Below are 13683 nucleotides of genomic sequence, written 5' to 3' on the forward strand. Positions count from 1 at the left end.
TCTGTTTTGACGCGTTTTCTTGACGCGAACCGGGACCCACTTCGCTCGGAAACGCTTTAGGTCACCGGCGCGGGATTGAACAGCGTGAGGTCGTTGTGGATGCCCCAGCGGTCCGACCAGGGTTTGGTTCGGCCGCTGGCGACGTCGAGGATCAGGCGGAACAGGTCCCAGCCGGTCTCCTCGATGGTCTTCTCGCCGGTTGCGATCTTGCCGGCGTCGAAGTCGATCAGGTCTTTCCAGCGCCGCGCGAGCTCGCTGCGCGTCGCGACCTTGATCACCGGTGCTGCCGCAAGGCCATAGGGCGTGCCACGGCCGGTGGTGAAAACTTGCAACGTCATGCCCGAGGCGAGCTGCAGCGTGCCGCAGATGAAGTCGGAGGCCGGCGTCGCGGCGAACAGCATGCCCTTCTGCGTCGCCTTCTCGCCGGGCGAGAGCACGCCGGTGATCGCGCTCGAGCCGGACTTGACGATCGAGCCGAGCGATTTCTCCACGATGTTGGCAAGGCCGCCCTTCTTGTTGCCGGGCGTGGTGTTGGCGCTGCGGTCGGCGCCGCCGCGGGCGAGATAGGAATCGTACCAGGCCATCTCGCGCACCAGCGCGCGGCCGACGTCCTCGTTGATGGCGCGGCGGGTGAGCAGCTGGATCGCGTCGCGCACTTCAGTCACTTCCGAGAACATCACGGTCGCGCCGGCGCGCACCAGGAGGTCCGCGGCGAAGCCGACGGCGGGATTGGCAGTGACGCCAGAGAAGGCATCGCTGCCGCCGCATTGCAGCCCGATGACAAGATCAGATGCCGGGCAGGTCTCGCGCTTGCGCGTGTTGAGCACCTTCAGCCGCGCCTCGGCCTGGATCATGATCGCCTCAACGATGGCGCCGAAGCCGTCGAAAGCCTCGTCCTGCATTCGCACGATGGCGTCACCGACGCCTTCCGGCACCAGGCGTTCGGGCGCGAGCTTCTCGCAGCCGAGGCCGACAACGAGGATCTCGCCGCCGAAATTCGGGTTGAGCGCGAGGTTCTGCAGGGTGCGGATCGGCACCACCGCGTCGGGCGCGGTGATGGCGACGCCGCAGCCATAGGCGTGCGTCAGCGGCACGACGTCATCCACGTTCGGATATTTCGGCAGCAGCTCGGCGCGGATGCGCTTCACCGCATATTCCATCGTGCCCTTGACGCATTGCACGGAGGAGGAGATGCCGAGGATGTTCTTGGTGCCGACCGAACCATCCGGATTGCGGTAGCCCTCGAAGGTGAAGCCTTCGAGCGGCGGCAGCGGTGCGGGGACGGCGGTCGAGATTTCGAGCTTGTCGAGGGCAGGGGCCTCCGGCATGCGGATGCGCGCCTCGTCCACCCATTCGCCGGCCAGGATCGGCGACAGCGCGTAGCCGATGATCTCGCCATAGCGGACGATCGGTTCGCCTTCCGCGATGTCGACCAGCGCGGTCTTGTGTCCCTGCGGCACGAAGGCGCGCAACGTCAGGCCGCTGGCAAAGCGCGCGCCGGCGGGGAGCCCGAAATCATTGACCACGATCGCGACATTGTCGCGCTCGTTGAGCTTGATGTAGCGGGGCTGCTCTTTCGCTGCGACGTCCTGGTCCATCTGCGCTGCCTCAGAAGTCGTAGGGTGGGCAAAGGCGCAACGCGCCGTGCCCACCGTCCTCACACCGAGCGTAAGTGGTGGGCACGCTTCGCTTTGCCCACCCTACGATATCTCAGCCCGGATTGGTGTAAGCCGTCTTCACCGTGGTGTAGAACTCGCGCGCGTAGGAGCCCTGCTCACGGGCGCCGTAGCTCGAGCCCTTGCGGCCGCCGAACGGCACGTGATAGTCGACGCCGGCGGTCGGCAGATTGACCATCACCATGCCGGACTCGCTATTGCGCTTATAGTGCGAGGCGTATTTCAGGCTGGTGGTGCAGATGCCGGAGGCGAGGCCGAACTCGGTGTCGTTGGAGATGGCGAGCGCCTCTTCGTAATTCTTCGCACGAATGACGGCGGCGACCGGGCCAAAAATCTCCTCACGCGCGATGCGCATGTTGTTGTTGGCTTCGGTGAACAGCGCCGGCTGGAGATAGTGGCCGGGATTCTCGCGCTTTAGCAGCTCGCCGCCGAAGGCGAGCTTGGCGCCTTCGTCCTGGCCGATCTTGATGTAGCGGAGGTCCTGGTCGAGCTGGTTCTGGTCCACCACGGGGCCGATATGCACGCCGGCCTTGAGCGCATCGTCGACCGACAGGCTGTTCAGGCGCTCGGCCATGGCGGCGACGAAGCGGTCGTGGATGCCCTCGGTGACGATCAGGCGGGACGAGGCGGTGCAGCGCTGGCCGGTCGAGAAATAAGCGCCGTTGACGGCGACCTCGACGGCAGTCTTGAGGTCGGCGTCGTCGAGCACGACCAGTGGATTCTTGCCGCCCATCTCGAGCTGGAACTTCTTCATGGGGTTCGAGAGCACGCAGGCCTGCGCGATCTTGCGTCCCGTCTGCACCGAGCCGGTGAAGGAGATCGCGGCGACGTCCGGATGCTCGAGCAGGGTCTGGCCGACCACCGAGCCGGAGCCGACGACGAGGTTGAACACGCCAGCGGGAATGCCGGAGCGGGTGATGATCTCGGACAGCGCATGCGCCGAGCCGGGCACCAGCTCAGCCGGCTTGAACACCACGGTGTTGCCGTAGCACAGCGCCGGCGCGATCTTCCAGGCGGGGATTGCGATCGGGAAATTCCAGGGCGTGATCATGCCGACGACGCCGACCGGCTCACGGGTGAGCTCGACGTCGAGGCCGGGACGCACCGAGGCGCCCTTCTCGCCGATCAGGCGCAGCGCTTCGCCGGCGAAGAACGCGAAGATCTGGCCGGCGCGGGCGACCTCGCCGATGCCTTCGGGGAGGGTCTTGCCTTCCTCGCGCGCGAGTAGGCGGCCGAGCTCTTCCTTACGGGCGAGGATTTCAGTCGAGATCTTGTTGAGCGCGTCGTAGCGCGCCTGCGGGGTCGACTGCGCCCAGGCGGGGAAGGCGGCCTTCGCGGCGGCGATCGCCTTCTCGGTCTGCGCCTTGTCGGCCTTGGCGTATTCGCCGACGAGATCGTTGGTGTTGGAGGGATTGATGTTCCTGGTGACGCCGGAGCCGTCGACCCATTCGCCGCCGATGAAGTTCTTCAGGATCGCTGTCATCTTTTTCCTCCAGGGGAACGTTTCTAACGCACGAGGCAGGGACGCTTGTCGTCAAACGTCCAGCCGGGGATCAAGTCCTGCATGGCCATAGCGTCATCCCGCCCCCCAAGTCCATGCTTCTTGTAGAGCTCGTGCGCGGCCTCGATGGCGGGGCGGTCGATCTCGATGCCGAGGCCCGGGCGGTCCGGGACGGCGATCTTGCCACCCTTGATCTGGAGCGGCTCCTTCGTCAGCGCTTGACCGTCCTGCCAGATCCAGTGGGTGTCGATCGCGGTGACCTTGCCGGGGGCGGCGGCGCCGACATGGGTGAACATGGCAAGCGAAATGTCGAAATGGTTGTTGGAGTGCGAGCCCCAGGTCAGGCCGTTGTCACGGCAGGTCTGGGCCACGCGCACCGAGCCTTGCATGGTCCAGAAATGGGGATCGGCCAAAGGGATGTCCACGGCCCCGAGCCGCAGCGCATGGGAGAGCTGCCGCCAGTCCGTGGCGATCATGTTGGTGGCGGTCGGCAGGCCGGTGGCGCGGCGGAACTCGGCCATGATCTCGCGGCCGGAGAAGCCGGCCTCGGCGCCGCAGGGGTCCTCGGCATAAGCGAGGATGCCATGCATGCCCTTGCAGAGGCTGATCGCCTCATCGAGCGACCAGGCGCCGTTGGGGTCCAGCGTGACGCGCGCGCTGGGGAAGCGTTTTGCGATTGCGGTAACCGCCTCGATCTCCTGCTCGCCGCGGAGCACGCCGCCCTTGAGCTTGAAGTCGGCGAAGCCGTAATGGTCGTGGGTCGCCTCCGCAAGCCGCACCACGGCCTCTGGCGTCATCGCCTCCTGGTGGCGGAGGTTGAACCAGTCGGGCTTGGCGGTCTCGCCAGTGACGTAGTCGAGCTTCGACTTACGGCGGTCGCCAACGAAGAAGAGATAGCCGAGCGTCTCGACGCTGGTGCGCTGCTGGCCTTCGCCAAGCAGTGCTGCGACGGGCAGTCCGAGATGCTGGCCGAGCAGGTCGAGCAGCGCGGATTCGATCGCGGTGACCGCATGGATCATCACGCGAAGATCAAAGGTCTGCTTGCCGCGTCCGCCGACGTCGCGGTCGGCGAAGGCGGTACGGATATCGGCGAGGATGTTGTTCATCGCGCCGACCGTCTTTCCGATCACGAGGTCGCGCGCGTCCTGGAGCGTCTGCCAGATCTTCTGCCCGCCCGGCACCTCGCCGACGCCGGTGTGGCCGGCATTGTCGGTGAGGATGACGATGTTGCGGGTGAAGAACGGCGCATGCGCGCCGCTCAGGTTGAGGAGCATGCTGTCGCGGCCAGCGACCGGGATCACCTGCATCGCCGTGATAACAGGTGCTCCGGCGACTGACGCGCCGGAAATCTCAGTCTGGGCCATCGCAGGCTCCTCCCTGTCGTCTTGCTATTCTGCAGCCTGTTGTGACGATCGTGCGGCGGGCAGCTTCTGCACCAGTGCGGTCAGCTCCGCCATCTCCTGCTCGGTGAGATCAGTCAGCGGCGGACGGACCGGGCCGGAATCGCGGCCGATCACCTTCATGCCGGCCTTGATGATCGAGACCGCGTAACCCTTCTTGCGGTTGCGGATCGCGATCAGCGGCAGGATGAAATCCTTCAGGCCGGCCTGGATCGTGGCGTGGTCGCGCTTGCGCACCGCGGCGTAGAAGTTGGTGGCGAATTCCGGCACGAAGTTGAACACGGCCGAGGAATAGGTCGTCACGCCCATGTCGAGATAGGGCAGCGCGAAGGTCTCGGCGGTCGGCAAACCGCCGACATAGGTGAGACGATCGCCGAGCTTGGTGTAGACGCGGGTCATCAGCTCGATGTCGCCGATGCCGTCCTTGTAGCCGACGAGGTTCGGGCAGCGCTCGGCAAGGCGCGCGAGCGTGTCGGGCTGCAGGATGGCGTTGTCACGGTTGTAGACGATGACGCCGATCTTCACGGCGGCGCAGACCGCCTCGACATGGGCGGCAAGGCCTTCCTGCTCGGAATGGGTGAGATAGGGCGGCAGCAGCAGGAGGCCGTCGGCGCCCGCCTTTTCCGCACCGATCGCGATCTCGCGGGCGATCGCGGTGCCGTAGCCGGTGCCGGCGAGCACGGGCACGCGGCCCTTGGTCTCGTCGACGGCGACCTTCACGACCTGCGGAACTTCTGATGGCGTCAGCGAGAAGAACTCGCCGGTGCCGCCCGCGGCGAACAGGCCTGCGACGTCATAACCGCACAGCCAGTCCATGTTGGCGCGATAGGTCGCCTCGTCGAAGGAGTAGTCCGCCCTGAACGGCGTGACGGGGAAGGACAGGAGGCCCGATCCGATCTTCTGGGCCATTTCCTGCGGGGTCATCTTGCTCATGGGCGCTCCCTTCTCGTGTTGCGGAGGACGCAAGCAGAGGCCGCACGTCCATGCGCCGTGGTTTAGGAGACCGTTCGATGCGCGTCCAAGCCAAAGCCTATATCGACCGATGCGGATTGAGCATCAATCCTCCGCCACCTCCGCGGAGGACAATTCGCCGGCGATCTTGACGAGCGCCGACAGCAGCGGGTTCTCGTCCTCGCGCCGCCACACCATGAACAGCTCGACCGGAACGCGCGTGCGCAGCTTCAGCGGGCGCAGGCGGACGTCGGAGATCTTCAGGCTCGCCGCTGCCGCCGGTACGATGGCGAGGCCGAGGCCGGCGCGCACCATCGCGAGGATCGAGTGGATCTGGCTGAGATGCTGGACGTAGCGCGGCAGCACGTCGGCGCGGGTGAACAGCGCCACCAGGAGATCGTGGAAGTAGCGGCTCTCATAGGGCGAGTACATCACGAAGGGCTGGTCGTCGAAATCCTTGATGGTGATGCCGTCGGCATTCGCCAGCGGATGCTTCTTCGGGATCGCCGCGAGCAGCGGCTCGGCGACGACGCGGCGGCTGGCAAGCTCGGGCCGTGCGATCGGCGGCCGCAGCAGGCCGGCATCGATCTGGCCAGAAGTCAGAGCCTCGAACTGATCGCCCGATACCATCTCCTTCAGAGAGAAATCGACCTCCGGCAGCTTGGCGCGGCAGGCGGCGATGAGTTCGGGCAGGAATCCATAGGCCGCGGCCGCGGTGAAGCCGACCTTCAGCGAGCCGGTCTTGCCGAGCGCGATGCGGCGGGCCACCTGCGAAGCGCTTTCGGCAAGCTTGAGGATGCGTCGCGCCTCCGGCAGGAAGCTGCGCCCGGCCGGGGTGAGGCGCACCGAGCGGCTGGTGCGCTCCAAGAGCGGCGCGTCGATGATGTGCTCGAGCACCTGGATCTGCCGGGACAGCGGCGGCTGCGTCATGTTGAGCCGCACGGCGGCGCGGCCGAAGTGCAATTCCTCCGCCACCGTGACGAAACAGCGGAGCTGGTTGAGGTCGAACATCGATACATGCCTTAGATGAATAAGGCGTTTCCCCGGCACTTCTAGCATCGATCACCCCCAAAACAAAGACGGCGGCCTTGTGGGCCGCCGTTGAGTTGCCTGGTCAAGCTCCCATGGGAGCCCTCAGGAGGAACAGGCTGACGCGAGACCGCCTCACGTCCGCTGCGGACGCCACTGCGCTCATCACGCGCCACTCTTAGGCCTCGGCCGTTTGCCCGACACGAGTCCTAGAGGTGCGCGCGGCGAAGTGTCCAAGTTTAAGGCAGTATCGATCGATGCTGTTTTTGGATCGATGGAACGGCAGGTTGGGGCGCGAGACGATACGACCCACACCGCTGTCATTCCCCGCGAAGGCGGGGAATCCAGTACGCCGCGGCTTCTCGATTAAATCATTTGCTGTCACGGAGTACTGGATCGCCCGGTCAAGCCGGGCGATGACAGTGAGTGTGTGGAGACAGCACGCTATTGCTGCGCGCTGGGCAACAGCTGCGGCAATAGTCCGCGCGTCACGTTCGGCGGCACGGCGTCGAGTCCGAGCACGGCGCTCGCCGCCGGCAGCGCCGCGTCGGCCATCGCGGCATGGCCCTCGGCGCTCGGATGCACCGCGCCGCCATAGACGGCGGAGAGCACGCCCCAGGCCGCATCGTGGATGTCGGTCGGCTGGCTCGCCGCCGGCAGGCCCTGCGGATAGGTCATCGCGGCGAAATAGCTGTCATTGGCGTCGCGGATCCAGCGCGCGCGGGGCAGGTAGGCGCGGTACTCCGAGGCGCCGCGGCCGCACAGCATCGGCTGGCTCGCCGCGCTGACGATGTCGGGATCGAAGCTCTGGCCGTTCGCGGCAAAGCAGCTGCGGTCGAATTCGGGATCGTTGCCGGAACGGGCGCAGAAGCCGTGCTCGGCGAACGCGGCCTGGTGCGCATCGACGAAGGTCATGCGGTCGGCTTCGGGATCGCGGCACAGCGCACCGCGGGTGCAGGTGGCGAGCCCCTTCAGCTGCGGCAGGAATTCGCTGTCGACGAAGGCGGAGACGCGGGAAAGGCGCTGCGGATCGGCATTGAAGGACGGGTGGATGTCGAAGCCGGCCCGGCCGCCGCGGCAGGGCGCGCCGCCGTCGGCGAGCGCAGGGTTGGCATAGGAGACATAGACCACGTGCGAGAGGTCGCCGCCGACCAGCGGCTTCAGCGCCTCGCGCAGCTTGACGAAATTCTGCGGCAGCTCGCGCTGGAGCGCATCGCGGGAATCGTCGACGCTCGCCAACACGCCGGAGCGGCGGAACAGCGCGCGCTCGGTCGCGGTTTCGACGATGACGTCGGCGACGAGGCCGGAGAAATAGACGTCGTTGGCACCGACCGAGAGCAGCACGAGATCGAGCGTGCGATCGGGCTGGCGCTTCTTCGCCGCGGTGACGGCTTCCCGCAGCTCGGCGACCTGCGCGTTCACGCTGGTGTTGCAGACGCCGGTCTTGCCGGGCGGGCATTCGCGGGCGCGCTGCGAGCCGAGCAGCCCGTCGCCGATGCTCGCGCCGGTGCAGGCGAGCGGCAGGAAGGTCACGGCGATGTGGGTGTAGCGCACCGCGAGCGCCAGCGCGGTGCGCGCCTGATAGCTGTAGAGCGATCGATGGCACGGCGCATTGAACCAGAGCGCGCTGTAGCGCTGCCAGTTGGCGAGCGTATCCGGCGCCTCGCAGGCGCGGCCGCCCTTGAAGCCGTGGCGGCTCGGCCGGTAGTACTGCGCGCCGGCGGTGCCGAGATAGGAGCGGAAGCAGAAGCCTTCGTCCGACAGCGCCAGCGGCCGGTCCGGATTGCCTTCGCCGGAGGCGATGCTGTCGCCGAGACCTGCGATGAAGATGTCGCGGACCTGGATCTCGGTCTGGATCCGCTGGGTCGGATCGGAGCCGGCCGAGACATCGACGGTCGCAACCGTCGGCTTGCCGTAGCGGACACGCAAATTGATCGGCTCGGCGCAGTCGAAGGTCGAGCTCTGCGGGCCATCGCCGTCATCGAACGACCAGGCGCAGGTGGCGCCGACCGGCACCGCGCCGGTCAGGCGCACCGTCACGGGATGGTCGATCGGCGTGATGTAGTTCTCTTTGACGTTGTCGCGGGTGCAGGGCTGGTTGACCCGGCCCTGCAGGTCGATGCAGAGCCGGTTGACCATGTTGCGGGCCCAGCCGCGGCCCTCGCTCTGGAGCTCGAGGGACTGTTCGGCGGCTAGAATGCTGCGGTTACGCGCGTTCTCGACATGGAGCAGGAAGTCGCGCTCCTCGCGGAAGAGCCGGAAGCGGTTACGCACCTCCCAGCTGATCTGCATGGTGCCGGCGTCCTGCGCGGCGGCGCGCTCGGGCAAAGCAAGGATGCCGGCAAGCAGCACGGCGCCGGCCGAGAGGGTGCGAAGGAATACGGAAATCATGGCCCGCGTCTTCAACGGCAAAGTTGAGGCGGAAATAAGAGAGGATTGTGCCGCGGCCTGCAACCCTTGCCCGACGATTGCGGAGGTGGCGTCGGCGGCTCAGCGCTTGCTGGCCCGCCGTAGCAGCCGTTCGCGCTCCATCGGCGTCACCTCCTTGGGCAGGTTGGCCTGCGCGCAGGCTTCCGCCAGCCGCCGCCGCTCCTGCCACGGCGCGACCACATTCGTCCAAAGCTCGCGCGTGCCCATGATGGAGATGGCAAGGCCGAACGGGATCACGAAATAGAGAATACGGAACACCAGCAGCGTGGCCAGAAGCTCCTCGCGGCCGAACTGGGGCAGCGCCACGAGCATGGCGGCATCGAACACGCCGATCGAGCCCGGCGCGTGGCTGGCAAAGCCGATCAGGGTCGCCAGGATGAACACGACCGCGAGCGACATGAAGTCGATCGGCGGGTTGGCCGGCATCAAGAGGTACATTGCCGTGGCGCAGAAGCCGAGATCGACGACGCCGATCAGGATCTGCACCAAGGTCAGCGGCGCCGAGGGCAGCACCACCTTCCAGCCCTTCTGGCCGAGCTCACGGCGCTTCTCGCCCATGCAGAGCCAGACCAGATACGCGCCGATCGATGCGAGACCGCCGAGGGCGATCAACCGGTTGAGCGAGGAGGGCAGCTGATCCATCGAGGAGGCCGCATCCGGATGGATGGCCATGCCGATCGAGAGCACGAAGATGTTACCGAGCCAGAAGGTCAGGCCCGACAGGAAGCAGATCTTCGCGACGTCGATCGCGTTCAGTCCGTAGTCCGAATAGATCCGGAAACGGATCGCGCCGCCGGTGAAGACCGTGGCGCCGATGTTGTGCCCGATCGAATAGGACGTGAAGCTGGACAGCGCCGCGATGCGATAGGGCACGTGCTTCTTGCCGATCGTTCGCAGCGCAAAATAGTCGTAGAAGGTCAGCGTACAGAACGCGAAGAAGACGCAGATCGCCGCCAGCCCGATGTTGCCGCGGGGAATCTCCGTCAACGCGGTCAGGATGACCCCGGTATCGATGCCCTTGAGCGTCCGCACCAGCGTGGTGATCGCAAACGCGATGATGAAGATGCTCGCGGCGACGCCGAGCCGTCGCCAGCCGATCCATCTATTGAAGCCGCGTTTCAACGCGGGCAGCAGTCCGTGCATTCATCCTCCCGGCGGGGGGCAAGACCGACCGGGCCAGACATTGGCCGGTCGGGTGCGATCACGGCCAAAAGGCAGGCATCGATCGCTAGGCATGATCCAGCTCATTTAAGGCAAAATCAGCGGCTTGTGCAGCCCTTGACAACAATAGGTTCTGCGTTCGGCGGGCAACTTTGTCATACGCGGTTCATATCGGCGGCGCGTTAAGCATATGAGTCGCGAAACCAGGCTCCATCCGCGCGCTCACCGTGCCGATACGATCTCAGATCCCGGCGCCGTCCGCATTGTTCCAACGCAGAGCCGTATCGGCGTTTTTGGAACGTCGATGCCGCGTGGTCGTTAGCCTTCATCAGCAATCGAACATGGCGGAATACGCGGCTTTTTCGTGCAAGCCGGCGCCTCCGTGTTCCCAAGACCCGAGAGGATCGGAACGATGGGACTGTTCACAAAAGACATCAAGACCATGAACGACCTGTTCGTACATCAGCTCCAGGACATCTATTACGCGGAGCAGCAGCTCACCAAGGCGCTGCCGAAGATGGCGACCAAGGCCACTGATCCGCAGCTGAAACAGGGCTTTTTGACGCACCTCGAGGAAACCAAGCAGCACGTTGCGCGGCTCGAGGAGGTCTTCAAGATGCACGGCGTCCCCGTGAAGGCGGTCGACTGCCCGGCGATCGATGGCATCATCGAGGAAGCCGACGAGACCGCCGGCGAAGTCGCCGACAAGGCGGTGCTCGACGCGGCCCTGATCAATGCGGCGCAGGCCGCGGAGCATTACGAGATCGTTCGTTACGGCAGCCTGATCGCCTGGGCCAAGCAGCTCGGCCGCAACGATTGTGCGGCGGTGCTTGCCAAGACGCTCGAGGAGGAGAAGGCGACCGACCAGAAGCTGACGACACTCGCCGAGAGCAAGGTGAATCTGCGCGCGGCGAACTGAGTAGAGGAAACTACGAGCGCCGCGCGACGGTCCGCGCGGCGCTTGTGCTTGTTCGCTTCCCGCTGCCGTGGTGCTGCTTCGGTGCGCCGTCGCGAGGATCAGCAATGTGAGCGAACTCGCTCATCTTCCATTCACCACTTCCGGAGCAGGTTTGTAGCCGGTTACCGATCGTCCACCACTGTCGGCTCAAGTGCGGGTCGATAGGGGCCGGCAATGTATCAAGTTCTCTACTGTCTCACCGACGAGCATGACTGGCGACTGGTGGCCCTTGGGGGCGCGGTGTGCCTGCTCGCCAGCGCCGCGGCGATCAGCCTGTTTCAGCGCGCACGCGCGACGCACGGAGCCGGGCGTCTGGCCTGGATCGCCCTGGATGCGGCCGTGAGCGGATGCGGCATCTGGGCGACGCATTTCATCGCGATGCTTGCCTATGGCCCCGGGAGCGCCGGCGCCTACAACATCCCGGTGACAATTCTGTCGCTGATGCTTGCGATCTCCTTGACCTTCGTGGGCCTGAGCATCGCCGTGGCGTCCTCGCGCCCGGTGTGGATCGTCGTCGGCGGCGCCATCGTCGGCCTGGGTGTCGCGGCGATGCATTACACCGGCATGGCGGCGCTGGAGATGCCGGCACGGCTGGATTGGATCGGGAGCACGGTTGCCGCCTCGGTGCTGTTCGGCGTCGTCTTCGCAGCGCTCGCGCTGTTCGTCGCCGCGCGAGGTGAAGGCATTCGGCATGCGCTGAGCGCGACTGCTCTGTTGACGCTCGCGATCGTTGCCCATCATTTCACCGCGATGGGCGCGGTGCTGCTGACGCCGGACCCGACGATCGCGATCAGCGGGCTCTCGGTCCCGCCGGCCTCGCTGTCGTTCCTGACTGCCGGCGCCGCCGTCGCGATCATCGCGATTGCGCTCGTGGCCGCGCTGCTCGACCGCCGCGCCAAGGGCGAACTGGGCCGCCAGCAGATCGTGCTCGACAGCGCGCTGGAGAACATGTCGCAGGGGCTGTGCATGTTCGACGCCGACGGCAAGATCATCCTGTTCAACGAGCGCTATGCCGCGATGCTCCGTCGAACCGACGTGCCGCTCACCGGCCGCTTGCTGGTCGACGTGCTCAGGGAAGAGCAGGCCAAGGGCCAGTGGCAGGGCGATGCGGATGAATTCTTCGCCCGCCTCGTCGCCGATGCGCGCGAGGGCCGCACCACGACCGACGTCGTCAACCGGTTCGGCCGCTCCATCCGGGTCGTCAACCAGCCGATGCAGGGCGGCGGCTGGGTCGCGACCTTCGAGGACATCACCGAATGGCTGGAGGCGCAGGCCAAGATCTCGCACATGGCGCGACATGACGCGCTGACCAGCCTGCCGAACCGGGTGCTGTTCCACGAACAGCTCGAGCAGGGGCTGCGCCAGACCAAGTCGGGCGACCAGCTCGCTGTGCTTTGCCTCGATCTCGATCACTTCAAGGACATCAACGACTCGCTCGGCCATCCCATCGGCGATGCGCTGCTCAAGGAAGTCGGCCGCCGGCTCGAGGCCACCGTCGGCGAACAGGACACCGTGGCGCGGCTCGGCGGCGACGAGTTCGCGGTGGTCCAGATCGGACGCTCCGAGGAGATCGCCGCGCGATCGCTTGCCGGACGCCTCGTCGAGGTGATCTCGGCGCCTTACCAGATCGACGACCATCAGATCGTGATCGGCGTCTCGATCGGCATCTCGCTGTCGCCGCAGGACGGCAGCCATCCGGACGAGCTGCTCAAGAACGCGGACCTTGCGCTCTATCGCGCCAAGGCGGATGGCCGCGGCACCTACCGCTTCTTCGAGACCGGCATGGATGCGCGTGCGCAGGCGCGGCGCCTTCTGGAAATGGATCTGCGCGCGGCGCTGCAACGCGACGAGTTTGAGGTCTATTACCAGCCGATCCGCGAGGTCGCCAGCGGTCGCGTCGTCGCCTTCGAGGCGCTGCTGCGCTGGAACCATCCGCAACGCGGGCTGATCGCGCCCATCAGCTTCATCCCGCTGGCCGAGGAGACCGGGCTCATCGTTCAGCTCGGCGAGTTCGTGCTGCGCTCCGCCTGTGCCGACGCGGCCACCTGGCCCGACGATGTCGATGTCGCCGTCAATTTGTCGCCTGTGCAGTTCAAGAGCCCGAACCTGATCGCGGGTGTGACCGAGGCGTTGGCCGCCTCGGGACTTGGTGCGCGCCGCCTCGAGCTCGAGATCACCGAATCCGTCCTGCTCCAGAACAGCGAGGCGACGCTGACGACCTTGCACGAGCTGCGCGCCATGGGCGTGCGGATCTCGCTCGATGATTTCGGCACCGGCTATTCGTCGCTGAGCTATCTGCGCAGCTTCCCGTTCGACAAAATCAAGATCGACCGTTCCTTCGTGTCGGAGCTGGCGACGCGCGAGGATTCCATGGCGATCATTCGCGCCGTGACCGGCCTCGGCCGCAGCCTCGGCATCGTCACCACGGCGGAGGGCGTCGAGAACGACGCGCAGCTCGAGCTGCTCCGGCGCGAGGGCTGCACCCAGGCGCAGGGTTATCTGTTCAGCAAGCCGCGGCCCGCCTCGGATGTCGCGATCATGCTGGAACGGCCGCGGCTGCGCGCGTCGGCTTGAGAG

At 66.1% G+C, this 13683-nt stretch carries 9 protein-coding genes; 2 read left to right on the plus strand and 7 right to left on the minus strand.

Annotated features, from left to right (window positions below; translation table 11 throughout):
• Positions 1 to 56: 56 nt before the first annotated feature.
• From garD to I6F37_RS20880, 7 genes are all read right to left on the minus strand, one after another.
• Positions 57 to 1598 carry a galactarate dehydratase gene (garD, locus tag I6F37_RS20850; RefSeq protein WP_225148302.1) on the minus strand — a complete coding sequence of 514 codons (1542 nt, stop codon included), beginning with the start codon at positions 1596 to 1598 and terminating at the stop codon, positions 57 to 59.
• A 112-nt stretch (positions 1599 to 1710) separates the two neighbouring features.
• Positions 1711 to 3159, minus strand: coding sequence for an aldehyde dehydrogenase family protein (locus I6F37_RS20855; RefSeq protein ID WP_036044516.1), 1449 nt, complete (start codon positions 3157 to 3159; stop codon positions 1711 to 1713).
• Positions 3160 to 3182: 23 nt separating this feature from the next.
• Positions 3183 to 4541 (minus strand): glucarate dehydratase, encoded by a 1359-nt coding sequence (gene gudD, locus I6F37_RS20860; RefSeq protein ID WP_109143165.1) that lies wholly within the window; start codon positions 4539 to 4541, stop codon positions 3183 to 3185.
• A gap of 24 nt (positions 4542 to 4565) precedes the next feature.
• Entirely contained in the window at positions 4566 to 5510 is a 945-nt protein-coding gene (gene kdgD / locus I6F37_RS20865; protein WP_036030198.1) for a 5-dehydro-4-deoxyglucarate dehydratase, read from the minus strand.
• Between the two features lie 123 nt (positions 5511 to 5633).
• Positions 5634 to 6539, minus strand: coding sequence for a LysR substrate-binding domain-containing protein (locus I6F37_RS20870; RefSeq protein WP_036015611.1), 906 nt, complete (start codon positions 6537 to 6539; stop codon positions 5634 to 5636).
• A 462-nt stretch (positions 6540 to 7001) separates the two neighbouring features.
• A complete protein-coding gene (locus I6F37_RS20875; protein WP_036015612.1) occupies positions 7002 to 8948 on the minus strand; it encodes a hypothetical protein in 1947 nt (648 codons plus the stop codon).
• Between the two features lie 99 nt (positions 8949 to 9047).
• Complete coding sequence (locus I6F37_RS20880) at positions 9048 to 10130, minus strand: YbhN family protein (protein ID WP_036015615.1); 1083 nt, start codon at positions 10128 to 10130, stop codon at positions 9048 to 9050.
• Between the two features lie 430 nt (positions 10131 to 10560).
• Between I6F37_RS20880 and I6F37_RS20885 the strand changes: the two genes are divergently transcribed.
• Both I6F37_RS20885 and I6F37_RS20890 read left to right on the plus strand, forming a co-directional pair.
• A complete protein-coding gene (locus I6F37_RS20885) occupies positions 10561 to 11067 on the plus strand; it encodes a ferritin-like domain-containing protein (RefSeq protein WP_225152503.1) in 507 nt (168 codons plus the stop codon).
• 213 nt (positions 11068 to 11280) lie between these two features.
• Positions 11281 to 13680: an EAL domain-containing protein gene (locus I6F37_RS20890; RefSeq protein WP_036015621.1), complete on the plus strand. Its 2400-nt coding sequence runs from the start codon at positions 11281 to 11283 to the stop codon at positions 13678 to 13680.
• Positions 13681 to 13683 lie beyond the last annotated feature (3 nt).

It is taken from the genome of Bradyrhizobium sp. NBAIM08 (assembly GCF_020193935.1).
Taxonomy (GTDB): Bacteria; Pseudomonadota; Alphaproteobacteria; order Rhizobiales; family Xanthobacteraceae; genus Bradyrhizobium; species Bradyrhizobium yuanmingense.